The sequence below is a fragment of the Burkholderia sp. MSMB1589WGS genome, assembly GCF_001636105.1.
In the GTDB taxonomy this organism is placed as follows: Bacteria; Pseudomonadota; Gammaproteobacteria; order Burkholderiales; family Burkholderiaceae; genus Burkholderia; species Burkholderia humptydooensis.
In genome coordinates this window covers 1,859,415-1,878,770 of the sequence record NZ_LNJT01000008.1, presented here as the reverse complement: position 1 = coordinate 1,878,770, position 19,356 = coordinate 1,859,415, and the positions used below count along the sequence as shown (strand labels likewise).

General features: G+C 68.0%; 16 protein-coding genes and 3 pseudogenes. 9 read left to right on the top strand and 10 right to left on the bottom strand.

Annotated features, from left to right (window positions below; all coding sequences use genetic code 11):
• The first annotated feature begins 38 nt into the window (after positions 1–38).
• The 3 genes from WT16_RS25860 to WT16_RS25850 all read left to right on the top strand — a co-directional run bounded on the left by WT16_RS25860 (position 39) and on the right by WT16_RS25850 (position 4,396).
• The gene (locus WT16_RS25860) at positions 39–1,619 is read left to right on the top strand and encodes a DUF3138 family protein (RefSeq protein ID WP_015603040.1); all 1,581 of its coding nucleotides are present in this window, start codon (positions 39–41) and stop codon (positions 1,617–1,619) included.
• A 114-nt stretch (positions 1,620–1,733) separates the two neighbouring features.
• Positions 1,734–3,038 carry an FAD-binding oxidoreductase gene (locus tag WT16_RS25855; protein WP_063534533.1) on the top strand — a complete coding sequence of 435 codons (1,305 nt, stop codon included), beginning with the start codon at positions 1,734–1,736 and terminating at the stop codon, positions 3,036–3,038.
• A 65-nt stretch (positions 3,039–3,103) separates the two neighbouring features.
• Positions 3,104–4,396 (top strand): FAD-binding oxidoreductase, encoded by a 1,293-nt coding sequence (locus WT16_RS25850; RefSeq protein ID WP_063534532.1) that lies wholly within the window; start codon positions 3,104–3,106, stop codon positions 4,394–4,396.
• 87 nt (positions 4,397–4,483) lie between these two features.
• Here the strand turns inward: WT16_RS25850 and WT16_RS25845 are convergent, their stop codons facing one another.
• From WT16_RS25845 to WT16_RS34000, 4 genes and pseudogenes are all read right to left on the bottom strand, one after another.
• Positions 4,484–6,259, bottom strand: a complete 1,776-nt coding sequence (locus tag WT16_RS25845; RefSeq protein WP_063534531.1) for a methyl-accepting chemotaxis protein — start codon at positions 6,257–6,259, stop codon at positions 4,484–4,486.
• 313 nt (positions 6,260–6,572) lie between these two features.
• Positions 6,573–6,728 (bottom strand): annotated as a pseudogene (locus WT16_RS35220) (copper resistance protein CopD); the annotation flags it as partial.
• A 53-nt stretch (positions 6,729–6,781) separates the two neighbouring features.
• Entirely contained in the window at positions 6,782–8,632 is a 1,851-nt protein-coding gene (gene polX / locus WT16_RS25840) for a DNA polymerase/3'-5' exonuclease PolX (protein ID WP_063534530.1), read from the bottom strand.
• Between the two features lie 71 nt (positions 8,633–8,703).
• On the bottom strand, positions 8,704–9,027 hold the full coding sequence (locus WT16_RS34000; RefSeq protein ID WP_063534529.1) for a hypothetical protein: 324 nt from the start codon (positions 9,025–9,027) through the stop codon (positions 8,704–8,706).
• A 167-nt stretch (positions 9,028–9,194) separates the two neighbouring features.
• Here WT16_RS34000 and WT16_RS25830 point away from each other — a divergent pair, with 167 nt between their 5' ends.
• Entirely contained in the window at positions 9,195–10,283 is a 1,089-nt protein-coding gene (locus WT16_RS25830) for a serine hydrolase (protein ID WP_063534528.1), read from the top strand.
• 40 nt (positions 10,284–10,323) lie between these two features.
• Here the strand turns inward: WT16_RS25830 and WT16_RS25825 are convergent, their stop codons facing one another.
• Both WT16_RS25825 and WT16_RS25820 read right to left on the bottom strand, forming a co-directional pair.
• Positions 10,324–11,400 carry a DHH family phosphoesterase gene (locus tag WT16_RS25825; protein ID WP_006028516.1) on the bottom strand — a complete coding sequence of 359 codons (1,077 nt, stop codon included), beginning with the start codon at positions 11,398–11,400 and terminating at the stop codon, positions 10,324–10,326.
• 197 nt (positions 11,401–11,597) lie between these two features.
• On the bottom strand, positions 11,598–12,215 hold the full coding sequence (locus WT16_RS25820; RefSeq protein WP_006028515.1) for a DJ-1/PfpI family protein: 618 nt from the start codon (positions 12,213–12,215) through the stop codon (positions 11,598–11,600).
• 88 nt (positions 12,216–12,303) lie between these two features.
• On the opposite strand from WT16_RS25820, the gene WT16_RS25815 reads away from it, so the two are divergent.
• Positions 12,304–13,638, top strand: a complete 1,335-nt coding sequence (locus tag WT16_RS25815) for a PLP-dependent aminotransferase family protein (protein ID WP_059934823.1) — start codon at positions 12,304–12,306, stop codon at positions 13,636–13,638.
• 292 nt (positions 13,639–13,930) lie between these two features.
• Positions 13,931–14,314, top strand: a complete 384-nt coding sequence (locus WT16_RS25810; RefSeq protein ID WP_006028513.1) for a hypothetical protein — start codon at positions 13,931–13,933, stop codon at positions 14,312–14,314.
• Between the two features lie 91 nt (positions 14,315–14,405).
• Here WT16_RS25810 and WT16_RS25805 read toward each other — a convergent pair whose 3' ends face one another.
• The 4 genes and pseudogenes from WT16_RS25805 to WT16_RS25790 form a co-directional block, all read right to left on the bottom strand.
• Complete coding sequence (locus WT16_RS25805; RefSeq protein WP_059934824.1) at positions 14,406–15,011, bottom strand: flavin reductase family protein; 606 nt, start codon at positions 15,009–15,011, stop codon at positions 14,406–14,408.
• A gap of 89 nt (positions 15,012–15,100) precedes the next feature.
• A complete protein-coding gene (locus tag WT16_RS25800; RefSeq protein WP_015603045.1) occupies positions 15,101–15,730 on the bottom strand; it encodes an NADH(P)-binding family protein in 630 nt (209 codons plus the stop codon).
• A 119-nt stretch (positions 15,731–15,849) separates the two neighbouring features.
• Positions 15,850–17,121: an NERD domain-containing protein gene (locus WT16_RS34575; RefSeq protein ID WP_197486503.1), complete on the bottom strand. Its 1,272-nt coding sequence runs from the start codon at positions 17,119–17,121 to the stop codon at positions 15,850–15,852.
• 92 nt (positions 17,122–17,213) lie between these two features.
• Positions 17,214–17,628 (bottom strand): annotated as a pseudogene (locus tag WT16_RS25790) (quercetin 2,3-dioxygenase); the annotation flags it as partial.
• Between WT16_RS25790 and WT16_RS35215 the strand changes: the two are divergent.
• The 3 genes and pseudogenes from WT16_RS35215 to WT16_RS25780 form a co-directional block, all read left to right on the top strand.
• Positions 17,605–17,784: pseudogene (locus tag WT16_RS35215) on the top strand (LysR substrate-binding domain-containing protein); the annotation flags it as partial. The pseudogenes WT16_RS25790 and WT16_RS35215 overlap by 24 nt on opposite strands.
• Before the next feature lie 423 nt (positions 17,785–18,207).
• Positions 18,208–18,330 (top strand): hypothetical protein, encoded by a 123-nt coding sequence (locus WT16_RS35460; protein WP_009893885.1) that lies wholly within the window; start codon positions 18,208–18,210, stop codon positions 18,328–18,330.
• Between the two features lie 58 nt (positions 18,331–18,388).
• Positions 18,389–19,342 carry a hypothetical protein gene (locus tag WT16_RS25780; protein WP_063534526.1) on the top strand — a complete coding sequence of 318 codons (954 nt, stop codon included), beginning with the start codon at positions 18,389–18,391 and terminating at the stop codon, positions 19,340–19,342.
• Positions 19,343–19,356: the final 14 nt, after the last annotated feature.

The window sequence follows — 19,356 nt, the reverse complement described above, 5'->3', positions numbered from 1 at the left end:
ATCGAAGTCCCTCGCAATACGACACCCAGGAGAATCGCATGAAGAAGAAGTTAATCTGTCTGCTCGTGGCCGGGTCGCTGCCCGGCTTCGCGGGCGCTGCGTCGACGAGTGCGCAGATCAAGGCGCTGCAGGCGCAGTTGAACGCGCTGCAGGCGCAGATGAAGGAGCTGCGCGCCGCGCTCGCTTCGCAGCACGGCGCGACGGGCGGCGGCGCCGCTGCGGGCACGGGGGCGGCAACCGCGGCGGCCGCCGCGGCGCCCGTCGACGAATCGTCGCCGGACTACGGCCGCGCGCCCGCGACGCTGACGAACGACGACGTCACGCAGATGAAGCAGCAGATCGCGAATCAGCAACTGAAGGTCGATTCGCTGACCGACGCGGCGAACACCGGGCCGATCGCGGGCCTCTCGGTGACGGGCTACATCGATCCGACCTACGTGTTCAACCGCGCGGCGGGCACGTCGTCGTTCCTGTTCGCGAACCACGAGAGCAACTACAACTACTTCAACAGCACATTCGGCGATCTCTACCTCGACATCAAGAAGACGTTCGGCGTCGGCCCGATGGCGCCGTCGGCCGAGATCACGCTGATGCCGAATCGCGGCAACGGCATCACGCTCCTGCAGAACTCGCGCGGCAACATCGGCAACAACATCCTCAACACCGCCGTCGTCAACGTGCCGCTCAGCGCGACCACGACGCTCGTCGCGGGCCTCATGCCGAGCTTCGGCGGCTACGAGGTGCAGCAGTCGAACCAGATGCTCACGCTCACGCACAACCTGCTGTACGACTTCTCCGATCCGGGCAGCTACATCGGCGTCGGCGCGAACTACACGAAGGGCAACTGGGCGTGGAAGTTCCTGCTCGGCAACGAGCAGTACCGCACGTACGGCTCGGTCACGCAGACGGGCACGAACGCGCTCGGCGACCCGATCACGACGAGCAACAAGGTGCCGACGTTCACCGCGCGCGTCGACTACACGTGGTCGAGCGCGCTCGATCTCGGCGGCTCGTTCAACATCGGGCGGCAGACGCTCGGCAGCGCGACGACGCAGTCGGGCGCGGTCGTCTACGGTCCGGGCGGCCAGTCGTCGAGCCCGTACGGCACGTTCTTCTTCGCCGAAGCGGATGCGACATACACGCTCGCCGACATTCAGTACAACGCGGAAATCGACTACGGCCAGCAGCAGCACGCCGCGTTCAACGGCGGCCGCGCGCAGTGGTACGGCTTGTCGCTGCTCGCGCACCGCAAGTTCAACGTGCCGGTGCTCGGCCGGATGGGCGCGACGCTGCGCTACGACTTCCTCGCGAACAGCAAGAACGGCGGCGGCGGCGGCGGGGTCGCGCTCAACGGCAACGGGATGGATACCGCAGACGGCTTCGGCATCGATGCGGACTGCCTCGCGACATCGAAGGCGAACGGCGGCCTCGGCTTCGAGTGCAAGGGCGCGAACCGGCAGGACGTCGCGCTCGACCTGCTGTTCTACCCGACGCAGCAGATCACCGTGAAGGTCGAATACCGGCACGACTGGGCGAACAACAAGGTGTTCCTGCGGAACGACGGCTCGTACAGCAAGTCCAACGATCTGCTTGCGACGCAGTTCATCTACTCGTTCTGACGTCAATGGCGCGACGCGCGTGCGTTTGCGCCACAACCTTTCTCTGAAGCATCACGCGCCGCGACTGCACGACGTCGCGACGCGTGCATGCCGAACGACTTTCGCGTTTTGCCCATGATCGACACCTTCGCCCGCCGCGCCGACGCGCTCGCCCGCCGCTCATACTACGAAGCCACCGTTCGCCGCCCGGCCGACGACCCGGTGCTCGACGATGCGCTCGACGTCGACGTCTGCGTGATCGGCGCCGGATTCGCCGGCCTGTCGACCGCGCTCGACTGCCTCGCGCGCGGCCTGTCGGTCGCCGTGCTCGACGCATATCGGCCTGGCTGGGGCGCGTCCGGCCGCAACGGCGGGCAGTTGATCGCGGGCTTCGCGAAGGACGGCGAAATCGAGCGCCAGCTCGGCATCGAAGGCGCGCGCGAAGCATGGGCGCTGTCGCTCGACGCGCTCGCGCTCGTCGACGAGCGCATCGCGCGCTACGGCATCGACTGCGACCTCACGCGCGGCTATCTGACCGTCGCGACGCATCCGCGCCGCGTGCCGGAGCTGCGGCAGTGGATGGATAGCGCGACGTCGCGCTGGGGCCATCCGTCGCTCGAATGGCTCGATGCGCACGCGGTTCGCGCGCGCATCGCGTCGCCGCGCTATGTCGCGGGCGTCCACGATCCGCTGTCCGGGCATCTGCATCCGCTCAAATACTGCATCGGCCTCGCCGACGCGGCACGGCGCGAAGGTGCGCGGCTGTTCTCGCACACGCCCGCACTCGAAGTCGCGCGCGGCGCGCGGCCCGTCGTGCGCACGCCGTCGGGCGAGGTGCGCTGCCGCTACGTCGTCGCGTGCTGCAACGCGGGCCCTGGCGGCGTGCTGCCCGCCGCAGCGGCCGCGCGCATCGCGCCCGTCGCGTCGTACATCGTCGCGACCGAGGCGCTCGGCGCCGACCGCGCGAACGCCCTGATCTCCCGGCGCGACGCGGTCTGCGACAACAACTTCTTTCTCGATTACTTCCGGCTGTCCGCCGACCACCGGATGCTGTTCGGCGGCCGCGCGAGCTCGGCGGGCGCGTCGCCCGACGCGCTCGTCGGCGCGATACGCAGCCGGATGATCGGCGCGTTCCCGCAGCTCGCCGACGTGCGCATCGAATTCGCATGGGGCGGCTTCGTCGACGTGACCCGCAACCGCGCGCCGGATTTCGGCGCGATCGATCCGAACTACTTCTATCTCCAGGGCTTCAGCGGCCACGGCGTCGCGCTGACCGGCATCGCGGGCCGCATCGTCGCGCACGCGATCGCGGGCGACACGCGCGCGTTCGATCTGTTCGCGCGGCTGCGACACCGGCGCTTTCCCGGCGGCCCCGCGTGGCGGCAGCCCGCGCTCGCGCTCGGCATGCTGTATCACCGCGCGCGCGAGCTGCTGTTCTGAACGCGCGGGCTCGCCCGCGAGCGCGGCACCGCCGGCCCGCCCAGCAACCCATCGATCCATACGCCATGCTCGAGTTCATCAACCAACCGCACGCCGCGTCGTACTACGCGGCGACCGTCAACGACACCACCCGTCATCCGCCGCTGGAAGGCACGATCGACGCCGAGGTCTGCGTGATCGGCGCGGGCCTGACCGGCGTGTCGGCCGCGCTCAATCTCGCCGAGCGCGGCCATTCGGTCGCGGTCGTCGAGGCGTCGAAGGTCGGATGGGCGGCGAGCGGGCGCAACGGTGGCCAGTTGATCGGCGGCTTCGCATGCGGAATCGACGCCTTCGAGCCGTATCTGAACGCCGACGAAATCCGGCTGATCTGGGACATGGGGCTCGAGACGCTGTCGATCGTCAAGGAAAGGATTGCGAAGCATGCGATCGACTGCGCGCTGATGCCCGGCTATCTGACCGCCGCGAACAAGCCACGCGACGTCGATGCGCTGCGCCGCTCGCGCGACGAAGCGGCGCGCCGCTTCGGCTACGAGCGCTTGCGCTACGTCGAGCGCGACGCGCTCGCGCAATACGTGCAGTCGAGCCGCTATCTCGGCGGGCTCTTCGATCCGGACAGCGGCCATCTGCATCCGCTCAACTACACGCTCGGGCTCGCGCGCGCGGCCGTCGAAAGCGGCGCGCGCATCTACGAGGACAGCGCCGTCACGCGCATCGCGAACGAAGCCGGCGGGCACGTCGTGTCGACCGCGCGCGGCGCGGTCCGCGCGAAATTCGTCGTGCTCGCATGCAACGCGTTTCTCGGTGCGCTCGCACCCGCGCTGTCGCGCAAGATCATGCCGGTCGGCACCTACGTGATCGCGACCGAGCCGCTCGGCGAAGCGCGCGCGCACGCGTTGATGCCCGCGCAGGCCGCGATCTGCGACAGCCGCTTCGCGCTCGACTACTTCCGCCCCACGCCCGATACGCGCCTGCTATGGGGCGGCAAGGTCAGCTATTCGACGCTCGAGCCGCGCGACCTCGCCGACGCGATGCGCCGCGACATGCTGAAGACCTTCCCGCAGCTCGCCGACGCGAAGGTCGACCATGCGTGGGGCGGCTTCGTCGACATCACGATGAACCGTGCGCCGCACTTCGGCCGGCTGTCGCCGACCGTCTATTTCGCGCAGGGCTTCTCCGGGCACGGCGTGAACACGACGGGGCTCGCGGGCAAGCTGATCGCCGAGGCGATCGACGGACAGGCCGCGCGCTTCGACGTGTTCGGCAAGATCCGCCATCGCGATTTTCCGGGCGGCGCGGCGCTCAGGATGCCGGCGCTCGTGCTCGCGATGGCGTGGTACCGGTTGCGCGATCTGCTGTGACGATGCGGGGCGCGCCGGCGTTCGGGAAACCTGACGAATGCGGCGGCCGATGACGTTGCGCGGCGATCGCGCGCCGTCATCCGGCGCTCAGAACGTTTCCCAGTCCGCGTTCGCATCCGCCGCGACCGTCGCGCGCGAAGCCGATGCGGCTGGCGCGGGCGCCGCGGCAACGGCGGCGGACGCGGCCGGCTTCGCGACGTCGAGCGTGCGCGCCGCGTGCGCGGCCCGTGTCGCCGGCGTCTTCGCCGCCACGCGCGCCGGCGGCGCGGCCCGATGCGGCGGTGTCACCGGCTCCGCCAGCGAGCCGGCCGCGAGGCCATCGAGCCGGAAGAACGCGACCGCCTGCTTCAGCTCGCGCCCCTGCTCCTCGAGCGAATGCGAAGCGGCCGCCGCCTCCTCGACGAGCGCGGCGTTCTGCTGCGTGACTTCGTCCATCTGCGTGATCGCGAGATTGACCTGTTCGATGCCGCGGCTCTGCTCGGCCGACGCCGCCGCGATCTCGCCCATGATGTCGGTCACGCGCGCCACCGCCTGCGTGACCTCGGTCATCGTCCTGCCCGCTTCGCCGGCGAGCGTGGAGCCGTCGCGAATCTTCTGCACCGATGCGCTGATGAGCTCCTTGATCTCCTTCGCCGCGCTCGACGAACGCTGCGCGAGCCCGCGCACCTCGCCCGCGACGACCGCGAAGCCGCGGCCCTGCTCGCCCGCGCGCGCCGCCTCGACGGCCGCGTTCAGCGCGAGGATGTTGGTCTGGAACGCGATGCCTTCGATGATGCCGATGATTTCCGCGATCTTCGACGAACGCTCGCTGATATCGCTCATCGTATCGACGACCTGGCCGACGACCGTGCTGCCGCGCAGCGCGACGTCCGATGCATTCGACGCGAGCCCGCTCGCCTGCTGGGCGTTTTCCGCGTTCTGCCGGACGGTCGACGTGAGCTCTTCCATGCTCGACGCGGTCTCCTGCAGCGACGCCGCCTGCTCCTCGGTCCGCGACGACAGATCGAGGTTGCCGGCCGCGATCTGCCCGGACGCGGTCGCCACCGCGTCGCTGCCCATCCGCACGCGCTCGACGATGCCCTTCAGGCTGTCGTTCATGTCTCCGAGCGCCTTCAGCAACTGCCCCGTCTCGTCCTTCGACGTCGCGTCGATGTGCGCCGTCAGGTCGCCGTCGGCCACGGTGCGCGCGAACTTCACCGCGTCGCCCATCGGCTTCGTGATCGAACGCGAGATCAGCACGCCGAGCCATAGCACGACCGCGAGCACGACGGCGGCCGCCGACGCCTCGAGCGTCACCGCGCGATCGATGATGTCCTTCGCTTCGTTCGATCCCGCCTGTCCGAGATCGACGTTGAACGCGCGGTGCGCGGCGAGCGCCGTGTTCACCTGCTGCGCGAGTTCGGTCATCCGCGTGCCCATCAGCTCGCCCGCTTCCTGTTTCTTGCCGTCGCGCGACAGCGCGAGCACGTTGTCGCGCATCGTGTCGAACTGGCTCATCAGCGCGCGATCCGCCGCGAGCAATTCCTTGTCCTTGTCGTTGGATAGCAGCGCGTCGTACTTCGAGAACTGGTTGTCCACATTGCGCCGCTCCTGCGCGATCTTCTGTTCGAGATCCCTGGTTTGATCGGCGTTTGTCGAGAACGCGTGCTGATTCACGAGCAGCAGCATCGAATCGAAAGCGCGCTGCGCATCGTCGAGCACGACGAAGCTCGGCACGGTGTTGACCGTCGAATAGCTGGCGGCCGTGTAGACGCGGCGGCTTTCGTAGATGCCGAAGCCGGTGATGGCGCACAGCGCGGTGAGCGCGGCAAGGATCAGTACGATCAGCCGGGCGCCGATCTTCATGTCGTAGAAGAGTTTCATGATGCAGACGCAGGTAACAGTGGGGAGGTGAACGGCTCGGTTGACGACATCGCGAAGGCGCGTTCGATGACGCGAGCCAATCGTATGAAAATTGATCGTGCTCCCGTCATGCATCTGTATGGTTGGAACGCACGCTTCGCATTGCCATCCGTCACCGTTAGCCCGGTATACGGCACGCATGGGCGTCGTCTGAAGTGCTGTTCGACAGATCGATTGCCGATCGATGATCGATGACAACGTGCATGCCGCAATCGCGGTTTCGTCTGCTGTTTGTCTGCTGTTTGTCTGCTGTCTGTCTGCTGTTTTCCGGCTTTCAGAGCGCGCCCGGCAGCGCGCTCGACGCGAGCACCGCAGCCGCCGCAACCACGCCGAGCAACACGAGCGATTCGGTCCGCAACACGGCGCCGAAGCGCCGCAATGGTCGGATGAATGCATCCGCATTCGTCGATGGCGGCTTGAACGCCGCGAGCCGCAGCGCGCGAATCAACCGGCGGCTGACTTGCGACTGCCGTGGCGGCGCGCTCAGGCCGCCCCGCGCGCGTTCTTCTTCGTGCGGCGCGCGCCGCCGTCATCAGTGCCGCGCACGGCCGTCCGCTTGGCCGGCGCACGCTTGGCCGGGCCGCCCGCGGACGACGCCGTACCGCCCCCCATCGTCTGCGCGAGCAGCGGCCGCAACTGCGCGAGCGTGCGCGTGTTGAGCACCTGCTCCTTCGTCAGCCAGCCGCGCCGCGCCTGATCGACGCCGATCCCGAGATGGCCCAGATCCTCGCGACGGTGCGCATCCGAATCGATCGACACGAGCACGCCGGCCTCGGCCGCTTGCCGGCACCAGACGTCGGCGAGATCCAGCCGTTGCGGCTGCGCGTTCAGCTCCAGATGGCAGCCGCGTGCGCGCGCATGCTCGATCACGCGGGCGAGATCGATGTCGTATGCGTCGCGCTCGCCGAGCAGCCGCCCCGACGGATGCGCGAGGATCGTGAAATACGGATGGTCCATCGCGCGCAGCACGCGCGCGGTCTGCGCGGCGCGCGACAGATCGAAATGGCTGTGAACCGCGCCGACCACGAGATCGAGCCGCGCGAGCACGCCGTCGGGCAGATCGAGGCGGCCGTCCTCGAGGATGTCGACCTCGATCCCCTTCAGGAGCACGATGCCGTCGAGCGTTTCGTTCAACCGGTCGATCTCGTCGATTTGTCTGGCGAGACGGTCCGCGTCGAGACCGTGCGCGACGCCGAGCCGGCGCGAATGATCGGTGATCGCCAGATAGTCGAGGCCGCGCTTGCGCGCCTCGAGCGCCATGTCGTGCAGGCTGTCGCGCCCGTCGGTCGCGTTCGTGTGCGCATGCAGGTCGCCGCGCAAATGCTTGCGCTCGACGAGCGTCGGCAGCCGGCCCTCGCGCGCGGCTTCAATCTCGCCCTGGTTCTCGCGCAGTTCGGGCGGCACCCAGGCGAGGCCGATCGATGCGTAGACCGATTCCTCGGTCGCGCCGGCGATGCGCCGCTCGCCGTTGAACACGCCGTATTCGTTGATCTTCAGGTCGCGTGCCTGCGCGATGCGCCGCATCGCGATGTTGTGCGCCTTCGATCCAGTGAAGTAGACGAGCGCCGCGCCGAGCGACACCGGCGACACGACGCGCAGATCGACCTGAATGCCGCAGCGAAGCACGATGCTCGAGCGCGTGTCGCCGCTCGCGAGCACGCGCGCGACTTCGTCGTACGCGACAAAGCGCGCCGACACCTTCGCCGGATCGCTCGACGTGACGACGATGTCGAGATCGCCGACGGTCTCGCGCCGCCTGCGGAAGCTGCCGGCCGCGACCGCCTCGGACACGCACGGCGTCTCGCGCAGATAGGTGAGGAGCGGCGTCAGGTATTGCGTCGCGAACGACAGCAGGAACCGCTGCGACTTGCGCCGCAGCCGCGCGCCGATCGCCTCCGCGATGTGCGCCTCGGTTTTCTCGCCGAAGCCGGGCAGCCCGCGGATCTTGCCGTTCTCGGCCGCGTCCTTCAATTGCTCGAGCGTCTCGACATGCAGCGCGTCGTGCAGCGCGCGCACGCGCTTCGCGCCGAGCCCAGGCACGCCGAGCAGTTCGACGATCGCGGGCGAAAGCGCCCGGCGCAGTTGCTGCTGCAGCTCGCAGGTGCCGGTCGTCGCGATCTCGCGCAGCTTGTTGGCGAGATCGGAGCCGATCGTCGGGATGTCGTCGAGGCTCCTGCCGTCGGCGATCATCGCGCCGATGTCGCGGCCGAGCCCGCCGACCGTGCGCGACGCGTTGCGGTACGCGCGCACGCGAAACGGATTGGCGCCCTGTATCTCGAGCAAGTCGGCGATCTCCGCGAAGACCGCCGCGAAATCGGCATTGTGGATCGGCATGGTCGACCTCCCGTCACATGGACGGCGGCGCGGACCGGCGCGATGCGCGGCCGCGCGTGCATCGCGCGCTTTCATCTTGGGCCGCGACGCGCGTCGGGGCCGTGCGCGGACGCCGGCGGCCGCGCATGCCGGCTCCCGGCATCGCGCTGCGCTCGCTCGACGCCCGGCACGACAAGCCCAGCATAGGCCGCGCGCGGCACCCGCCATTGCGTTGGATCAATCGGCATCGTCTCGCATATTTCGTGCGCGCGCGCAGCCGACGCGCGCATCGGAAACAGGACCGGGAAAACGGTGCAGGAATCCCGGCTGCCGGGCGGGATCGATTCCAGAACGAAGCGCGCCAGGGGCGCGGCGCGCTTCGTCGCGCGGCCTTCCCGCAGCGTGAATTTCCTCATCCGACAGGAATGCAAAACGATCGTTTCAAATTAAATAATTTGGATGAGGAATATTCCCTATGTCACTGTAATTGCTACCGTAATAGGCCGTTACTATAATCGTTCCAAAGCCGGCATCCAAAAACAGGGGCGCCATGAAAGCGACACCGTTTTCCTCGTTGAAAGCGATGTGTGGATTCGTACTTCGTACGTCGAAACGAACGGTGTTGCCGATCGTCCTCGCATCCGTACTCGCCGTTCCGTCGTTCGGCGCGCAGGCGAAATCGCCCGTGTCGAAGCGGCATCCCGCGGCTGCCGCTTCGATTCGCACCGCCAGTTTTCATCCGCAGCCGGGCCACGCGTCGCTCGCGCGGCACGCGCTCGCCACGCACCACATGAGGGCCGGCCGCTACCGGCTGGCGGGCGGCATGCGCCGCGTGGCGTTCTCGCCGCGCGCGCCGCTCGGCGGCCGCGCGTTCGAGCCGCGCGACACGCCGCGACTGGTCGGACTCCGGTCGAACATCGTCTACATGGTCGACCAGCACACGGGCGAAGCGCTGTTCGACCGGAATTCGCAGTCGGTCGCGCCGATCGCGTCGGTGACGAAGCTGATGACCGCGATGGTCGTGCTCGATTCGAAGGCGCCGCTCGACGAGCCGATCGAAGTGACCGACGACGATCGCGATCAGGACAAGTTCACGGGCTCGCGCCTCGCGATCGGCTCGACGCTCACTCGCGACGACATGCTCCACATCGCGCTGATGGCGTCCGAGAATCGCGCCGCGGCGGCGCTGTCGCGCTACTATCCGGGCGGCCGCGACGCATTCGTCGACGCGATGAACCAGAAGGCGCGATCGCTCGGCATGGTCGACACGCATTTCGAGAATCCGACCGGGCTGTCGAAACACAATGTGTCGACCGCACGCGATCTCGTGAAGATGGTCGAGGCCGCTTACCAGTACCCGTTGATCCGCCAGTATTCGACCGATCTGAAATACGACGTCGACACGGGCCTGCGCACGCTCTACTACCACAGCACGAACATCCTGCTGCGCGACGACGACTGGAACATCGGCGTGCAGAAGACGGGCTATATCAAGGAGTCCGGCATTTGCCTCGTGATGCAGACGACGATCGACGGGCGCGATGTCGTGATGGTGCTGCTCGATTCGGCCGGGCGGCATTCCGACTTCTTCGACGCCGCGCGGCTGCGCACGATGCTGACGTCGGGCGGCGCGCACGTGACGGAAGCGAATTCGGCGGCAAGCGGCAATTGACGCGACGCGCGCGGCCGGCCGTGTCCGCCGCCCGCGCGTCTTACGCGCTTTCGGCGGGCGCGTCGAAGCTCGCGCGGAATTGCGCGGCGAACTCGTCGACCCGATCGGCCGGCAGATAGTTGACGCCCGCCGCGCGCTTGCGTCCGCCGCCCGTTTCGAAGCGTCGGCAGAAATCGTCCGCCCCGATCGTGCCGCTCTCCGGCACGCGCACGCTGACGACGTAGCTGCCGTCCGTCCTCGGACTCAGAATCGCCAGCGCGCACGCCGGATGCTCGCGCACGAGCTCGTTCGCAAGCACGCCGGTCACGCGGCGCGCCCAGCGCTCGGCGGGCAGCACGAGCATGATCGCGCGCGACGCGGCCACCGCCGGGCGCACCGCGCGCGCGCAGCGCAGGTCGGCGTCATAGCCGTCGCTCAGCACGCGCAGCACGTCGGTGCTGTCGATGAAGTCGAGCGGCTCCGCGAACGGCTGCATCATCTCCGCCAATGCGGCGGGATCGAAATGCAGATCGTCGACGTGCTCGCCGTACGCGTTGTAGTTCAGGCACAAACCGAGCCGCGCGTATCGCTCGAGCGCCGCCGGCGCGATGCGATGCGCGCGCGCGAGCGTCTCGCCGAGCCGCGGCAGCGCGTCGCCGAACGCCGCGACGATCGCCCAGCGCGCGTGGCGTCCGTTCAGGTAGCGATCGACGATCGCGCTCGTGCAGACGTCGGCGGCGGTGTCGATGTACGCGTGAAAATTCGGATGGTCGGGCAACGCGCCCGCGAAGTGATGGTCGAAGTAGCGCAACCGCGCGCCCGCCGCGAGCAGCCGACCGACGTCCGCGCGGTTCTGATCGTGCGATACGTCGAGGACCGTGACCTCGTCGCCGGCGGCGGCCGACACGCGGCCCAGCAATCGGATGTCCCGCTTGACGCCCGTCACCAGCGTGCCGCCCGGCCCTTCGGCAAGGCGCAACTGCTGCAATGCGCACAGGCCGTCGGCGTCGCCGTTGAACGCGAAGATCCTCGCGGGCGACGTGCGCGCGGCGACGCCGCCCGCGGCGGCGGCCGCGGCTTCGTCGATTGTCGCTTGCGGGCCGCGATGCGCGCGGCGGGCGATGCCGGAAGTCAACATGGGTCTCCTGAAGGCGGGCGAGCGGCTCGCGAGGCGTTTCGCCGGAATGCGGCGTGGCGTCGGTCGTCGGTCGTCGGTCGTGAGTCAACCGTTCAGCATGTTCGACGTTCTGCATTCGTCATTCGACGCACCAAGATTGTATCGCTTCGCCGTCGATCGACCGCGTCGACCGCACCGACACGCGCGCCGCCCTTCGCTCACGCGGCCGTCGCCGAAGCGGCCAGATACGGCACGACATGCGCCATCGCCCGCGACACGTAAGCCTCCTTCTCGCCAACGGGCGCGACGTAATGCAACGCGCGCTCCGCCGCTTCCCGCCCGTCGAGACGCGCAATGACCCACGCGGCCAGGTAATGCGACGCGAGGCAGCCGCCCGCCGTCGCGACGTTGCCGTTCGCGAAGAACGGCCGGTTCAGCACGTCGACGCCGGCCTCCTGCACCCACGGCTTCGTCGTGAGATCGGTGCACGCCGGCACGCCGTCGAGCAGCCCGAGCTTCGCGAGCACGAGCGTGCCCGAGCACTGCGCGCCCAGCAACTGCCGGGCCGGATCGAGCCGCAGTTGCGCGAGCAGCGCGGCGTCGGCCACGACTTCGCGCGTGCGCATGCCGCTGCCGACGAGCACCGCGTCGGCGTCGTTCGCGTCGCGCAGCGACGCCTGCGCGTCGATCGCGACGCCGTTCATCGAGCGCACGCGCGGCGTCGGGCTCGCGATCGACACTCGCCAGCCCGGCTTCTTCACGCAGTTGAGAATGCCGAGCGCGATCAGCGAATCGAGCTCGTTGAAGCCTTCGAAAGTCAGAATGGCGATATGCATGGCGTCGTCTCCGTCGCGGGTCGATTGCAACGACGCATCGTATGTCCGAGAATCAATACAATCAAATAATTGTCATGGATACATCGGCATGGCCCACGCCCGCTACAAACGCCTCGTCGACACGCTCGCCGCCGACATCCGCTCGGGCCGCCTGCCGCCCGGCACGCGTCTGCCGACGCATCGCAAGCTCGCGGCCGCCGAGGGCCTCGCGCTCGTCACCGCGACGCGCGTCTATGCGGAGCTCGAGGCGATGGGGCTCGTGAGCGGCGAGACCGGCCGCGGCACGTTCGTCCGGGAAACCGCGCTGCCGCGCGGGCTCGGCATCGACCAGCACGCGAGCGCCGCCGGCGTCGTCGATCTCGCCTTCAACTATCCGTCGCTGCCCGAGCAGGCCGAACTGCTGCGCGGTGCGCTGCGGCAGCTTGCGTCGTCGGGCGACCTCGACGCGCTGCTGCGCTATCAGCCGCACGGCGGACGATGGCACGAGCGCACGTCGGTCGCCCGCCATCTCGCGTGCCGCGGGCTGCCGGTCGACGCGCCGCGCGTGGCGATCGTCAATGGCGCGCAGCACGGGCTCGCCGTGGCCGCGATGGCGCTGCTGCAGCCCGGCGACGTCGTCGCCGTCGACGCGCTCACTTATCCGGGCTTCAAGGTCGTCGCCGATGCGCAGCGTCTCGAGCTCGCGCCGGTTCCGGCGTCCGGCCAGGGCCCCGACCTCGACGCGCTCGAGCGCCTCTGCGAAACGCGGCGCGTGCGCGCGGTGTACGCAATGCCGACGCTGCACAATCCGCTCGGCTGGGTGATGAGCGCGCGCCGCCGGCGCCGGCTCGTCGCGATCGCTCGCCGCCACGGGCTGCTGATCATCGAGGACGGCGCGTATGCATTCCTCGCCGACGATCCGCCCGCGCCGATCGCCGCGCTCGCGCCGGAGGCGACCGTCTACGTGTCCGGGCTGTCGAAGAACGTCGCGACCGGGCTGCGCGTCGGCTTCGTCGCGGCGCCCGAGCAATGGATGCCGGCGATCGAGCGCGCGATCCGGGGCACGACATGGAACACGCCCGGCGTGATGACGGCGATCGCATGCGGCTGGCTCGACGACGGGACGGTCGCGCGCCTCGAGGCGGACAAGCGCCGCGACGCGGCGGCGCGGCAGGCGATCGCGACCGGCGCGTTCGCGGGGCTGCGCTGCGTCCGCCATCCGGCGTCGTATTTCGTGTGGCTGCCGCTCGCCGACGATGCGCGGGCCGACCGCGTCGCGATGGCGCTGATGCGCGAGCGGGTGGCGGTGTCGACCGCCGAGCCGTTCGCGACGTCCGCGCACGTGCCGCACGCGATCCGCGTCGCGCTCGGGTCCGTCGATCCGCAAACGCTGCGCGATGCGCTGCGCAAGGTCAGGCGGGCGATCGACGCGTATTCGTATTAGGACGCGTGCCGGCCTGCGCGCGCGATTCCCCGGCTGGCGTCGGAGCAGAAATCAAACCGTCCGGCCGTTACCGGTCTTGCGACCGATGATCGAAGGCCGATTGACCGCCCTACCAGAACTCATAGTCGACAAAACACTTTCCGCGCACAACCATACATGGACGAGGCGAACATACGTACCCCGCCGCCTCCTTTCATTCGCGCGCCGGCCGCACGCCGCACCCTCTCGCCCCATCCGGCGGCATTCGCGAAATAGCGCATTCGATTCCCCCAGCGAACAAGAGGAATTCACGATGAGCACCGACATCACCTATACCGAATCAGCCATTTCGTCATCCCCGTCCACGTTCAGCGCCAATTTCGCTTATGACTCGGACTGGCGGCCGGCGGACAACACGATCAATACGAGCCTCATCTTCAAACACAATTTGAAATGCATCCCGTATCCGGTCTGCCTGTTCTTCTCGCCCGATCAGGAAAAGGTTTACCCCCTGATCTGGAGCTACTATGGACCGACTTCCGGAAACCCCGCGTCGATCAGGATCGACGAGACGAAGGTCACGCTTTCGATCAGCAGCGGAATCCCGTTGCACGGTTTTTTCGAGCCTCAGACGGGCGGCTGGACCTACTGGCGATCCGGATTTTTCAGAGTCGCCATTCCGAGCCAGTCTCGCTGAAGCATCTGATTCGTTTCGAATCGGCCGTCGGAGGATCGACAGACGGCCAACTGCCGACGAGGACGTCGAGCGCAGCGCGCGGCGCGCGCCTCTACAGCGCGGCTTCGGCGTCCTGCTCGCCGGCCCCGCGAGCCGACAGCGGCTCGCCGATCGCATAGAAGTGGCCGCCCGCGACATGATGCAGGCTTCGCCACGCGGGATCGGCCTGTTCGAATTGCCAATGCCCGTCCTTGAACGCGCGCGTATCGGACCATGCGGCGGCAACCTCGCCGATGAACAGGTCGTGCGCCTGCTGGTTGTGCGGCTCCGGCACGAGCGTGCACGCGAGCCACGCCGAGCAGCCCGCGACGAACGGCGCGTCGTGGCCGTCGATCGAAAAGAGCCGCACGCCGGCGCGCCGCAGCTTGTCCGGCTGACTCGACAGGCTATGGCTGCCGACTTCCTGCGTGAGCTGCAATTGCGCGGCCGTCGGCACCTGGACGACGAAGCGTCCGCTGCGCTCGATCAATTCGCGCGTCTTCGTCGCCTTGTCGAGCACCACCGTCAGCTTCGGCGGCGAGAAATCCAGCGCACACGCCCACGCCGCCGCCATCACGTTGTCCACGCCGTCGTGGCGGGCGGATACGAGCACCGTCGGGCCATGATTGATGAGCCGGTAAGCTTTCTTCAGCTCGACCGCTGCGATATGACTGTCCATTCAGACTCCGTAGAAAGCATTGCCATTGAGGGAGCGGCGCGAATCGCGAGCGAGCCCGATGCGCCGGCATGCGAACCCGCGCGCGGCGATCAGGTCAGCCGATCGGACGTGACGAGATGCGCGCCCGGCGCCGGATTCAGCGCCGCGTCGAGCAACGCGCGGGCGATCGTCGGCGCCGGATTGAGCCGCCAGCCGCGCGGCAGCAGCGGCCCGAACAGCGTCAATGCAAGCACGGCGGCTCGCTCGCCGGCGCGGAATTCGTCCCGATGCCCGCCGATCAGGCCCGGCCGCACCGCGGTAAACGATGCGAACCCGAGGGCCGCCAGATCCCGCTCCAGTTCGCCCTTCACGCGGTTGTAGAAAAAGCGCGACGACGGGTCCGCGCCGAGCGCCGAATTGAGCACGTATGTCGGCGTGCCGTGCCGCCGGGCGATGCGCGCAACCGCGAGCGGATAGTCGTGATCGACTAACCGGAACGCGGGCCTGGAGCCGGCCGCGCGCATCGTCGTGCCGAGCGTGCAGATCGCCGCGTCGGCGCGCCACCACGGCGCGTCTTCGGGCAGACGATCGAAATCGACGCGCGGCGCATGCAGCTTCGGATGCGCGGGCAGCGCGCGGCGCGCGAGCGCCGTCACGCCATCGACGCGCGGATCGGCGAGCGCCAGGTCCAGCACGTGACGGCCGACGAGCCCCGTCGATCCGACGAGCAGCAGTTTCATCGTGAATCCCTCAGTGCGTATCGCGCATCGGCGGCGGCGGCCTCGCCGCCGCTCATCGCAAATGCGCGCGGTTTCGTTGATCGGATCGTCGATCGCGTACCGGCGGGACAGCCAGGCTGTCACTCCGGGTCCACGCGTCCGTTGCAGCCCAGACGGTCGACGCCTGGCGGGCAGGATACGGGATATTCGACCGTGGGCGGCGATTCGGATCGGACAGCGGACGCCGGCCGTTCGGCGACGGCCGCCGCATCGGCCGCCGCGCCCACTCGGGCCGTATCGGTCCCGGCCGGCGCGGTCGTCCGGCGCGGTTTCGACGCGACGTGCCTTTTCGGGCGATGCGGACGCGGCGGCTTGACCGTCGTCGTCTGCGACGCGGCGACAGCGGTTGCGTTCGGCGGGACAGCGCGCGTGTCGCTTCGCCAGACGAACGCAGCCGCGCTCAACAGTACGAAGACGCCCAACGGCAGGCGGCGCGCCCGCTCGCCGCGGGCGGGCCGCACCGCCGTGGCGACGGAAGGCAGCCCGGGACGTGCGGCTGCGTTCGAGTTGCGCGCGGCGTGCGCATCGCTTGTGGCCGCGGGCGACCAAACGGCAGGCGCGGGCGCAGCGCGTCGAACGACGCCGCGCCGAGCCGGCGCGACGTCTGCCGGCAGCGCGCGAGGCAGCCCTTCGTCCGTCCGGACGGTCGACGGCACGACGACCGGCTGGGACGGGTTCGGCGGGGCGGAGGCGTCGAACGGCGCAGGCGCAGCCGCTCCAGACGGCTCGAATGTTCTGGGCGATTCGGCCGCAAACGGCGGCCGCCCTGCCATCGACCGCGCCGGTCCGGCTACCGCCAGTTGCAGCGTCGAGCGATCCAGATTCAGCGTGCCGGCGAGCAGGCGCAGCCAATCGAGCGGCCACGGCTCGCCCGCGCGGGCGGCCAGCAGTTCGCCGAGACGCTCGATTCCGCGAATCGCGACCCACTCGTGATCCATCTCGTCGAACATCGAGCCGGGCGCGATGCCGGCCTCGAACAGCACGGCCGCGTTGGGATAGGGAATCCACCTGCCGGACATCTCGACGCCCAGCCGTTTCCGCACCGCATACTTGTTCTTCAGCGCCTGGTCCCAGCCGTTCCGCTCGCGCCGAAGCGAGCCGTCCGGCGAGACGCTCGACCATGAGCCGTTGACGAATCCGATGACGGGCACGCGAAAACCCTTGACCTCGAGCAGCAGCGTCGTCGATTCGGTGCCGACGAGAAAATCGATCTGGCATCGGCCGATCGTGAAGTTCGAGAGCACGACGGCAGGCAGACCGCGCGCGTCCAGATGCTCGAAAAGCGCGATCAGCACGCGCTTTTCCGAATCGGGCTCGATTTCGGCGCCGCAGTAGAGTTCGATGCTCGACATGAAGGGCAGCGGCGAGCCTGCCGACCCGCCAACTTTCATATGACGATTCGGATTCTACCGCTTCACCGGCGAACATCCACCGCGCGCCCGCGTCACGCCCACTCGGCGGTGACTTCGATCGGCCGCAGATCGAACAGCAGCACCTCCGCCTGCTTGCCGTTCGCGATCTGCAGCGCTGCTTCGTCGCGAATCCGCTCGCCGTCGCCCTCGCGCAGTTCGACGCCGTTGACCGTCACCGATCCGCGCGCGACGTGCACATAGGCGAAGCGCCGCGGCGGCAGTTCGAACCGCTCGCTCGCGTCGCCGTCGAAGAGGCCCGCGTAGACCCGCGCGTCCTGCCGGATCTTCAGCGAGCCGTCCTGCCCCTCCGGCGACACGATGAGGCGCAGCCGCCCGCGCTTTTCGTCGTCGCTCACGCTCGCCTGCTGATATCCAGATCTGCAGGAAATGCACCGGTTCGTCCGCGGAATGGTTGAACTCGCTATGCGCGATGCCCTTGTCCGCGCTCTCGCGGGGCTCGGCGTCGCGCTGCTGCCGCACTTCATCGTCGCGGCCGCGCTGGACGCGGGCCGGCTCGTGACCGTGCTCGAACCGTTCGCGCAGGCTCCGCTGCCCGTCAACGCCGTGTATCCGCAGCACCGGCAGGACATGGCGGCATGCCGGGCGGCCGACCGTCCGTCGACGACGATTCGGCGCAATGCGTCGTCTCCGTCTGCCGATGTGCGTGCGCGATTGCGCGATCTCTCGAATTCCGGCGCCCGAAATTATTCGAAAAATTGAATCGAAGATCAGAAACACCAATATGCAATCCACTCCTCGCTTTCCCACTATTTAAGAAGCCGGATTCGCTTTCATACATCAATTCCAATCACCATTGCGATTTTCGGCCGGCGACGCATCGTGCCCTCTCCCGTGTTTAGTACACGACAAGTAAAAACAATATCGACAATTGCATTCAATAAAATCGACAAGTAATATCGAATGCACTTGTAAGGCATTGACAAGAAATGCCGCGCAAGCAGCGGCGGCCTGGCCGCCATGTTTCCATGTTGAATAACTCGTGCTCACAACACCTGGAGAATTGACATGCAGGAAAATCAGCAAATCGATTTGCTCGCCTGGATGCAGGAAGATACGCATGCTGAAGCCGTCGACATGATGGTCGAGGATGCGGTGGTGCCGTTCGGCACCGCGCTCTGGCCGGTCTAAGCAGGCCATTCGATCTGACGGAAGGGCGCGCGCCCTTCCGTCGCTTCCGGAGACACGCATGCTGAACCTGCACCGCGCACTCGGCTTTCATCCCGCACTGCGCGACAAGCTCGCGCGCTCGGATACGGCGAATCTGCTGGTCGGATACGACGCAAGCAACCGCGATATCGCATTGCAAGCGTTTTCCGCACTGCCCGAATCGCTCGACGCAACCACGCTCTGCCTCGAAAGCACGCCGCCCGCCGACATCATCGCGGCGATCGACCGCTCCGATCTGTTCGTCCTGCTATACGACTCGTCGTGCCTGCCGACGCCGTCGCCGAGCGGCCCGCCGTTCCTTTCGGCAATCCGGCCCGCAATCGTCGAGCACTGGGGCAAGTCGGTGCTGTTCAAGGATTACGGCCCGCATCTCGACGAAGCCTTCTCGGAATCGCTCGACGACATCGCCGCGCGCAACGGCCGGCTGATCGACGCCGCCGCGCGCGCGTCGCAGGTCCGCTTCATCGACGAGGCCGGCAACCTGCTGACGGGCTCGCTCAAGCCGGATCAGAAATGGACGAGCGTCGACGGCATGGGCAACCTCGACGTCGTGCCCGGCGAGATCGCGACGCACGTCGCCGATCTGCACGGCTCGATCGTGTTCAGCGGGACGTTTCTCAGCACCATTCCGTTCGCCGTCAAATACAAGGTCGCCGAGCGGCTTGCGACGCTGCGCATCGAGAACAGCACGATCGCCGGCTTCGACAGCGATCATCCTGGCTTTCGCCACGATTTCGCGTCGTATCTGGAACGGCACGCGAACCATCGCAAGATCGAGGAGTTCGGTATCGGCACGAACCTCGGAATCAAGGGGCTGTACGGCCGCAACGCCGGCTTCGAGGAGCGGCATCCGGGCCTGCATCTCGGTCTCGGCGGCGGCGAACAGGGCAGCCATCACCTCGATCTGATCTTCGCCAACGGAACGCTGGCGTTCGACGACAGGATCGTGTTCGATCGCGCATTCGCGGTGTGATGCCGTCGTGCGGC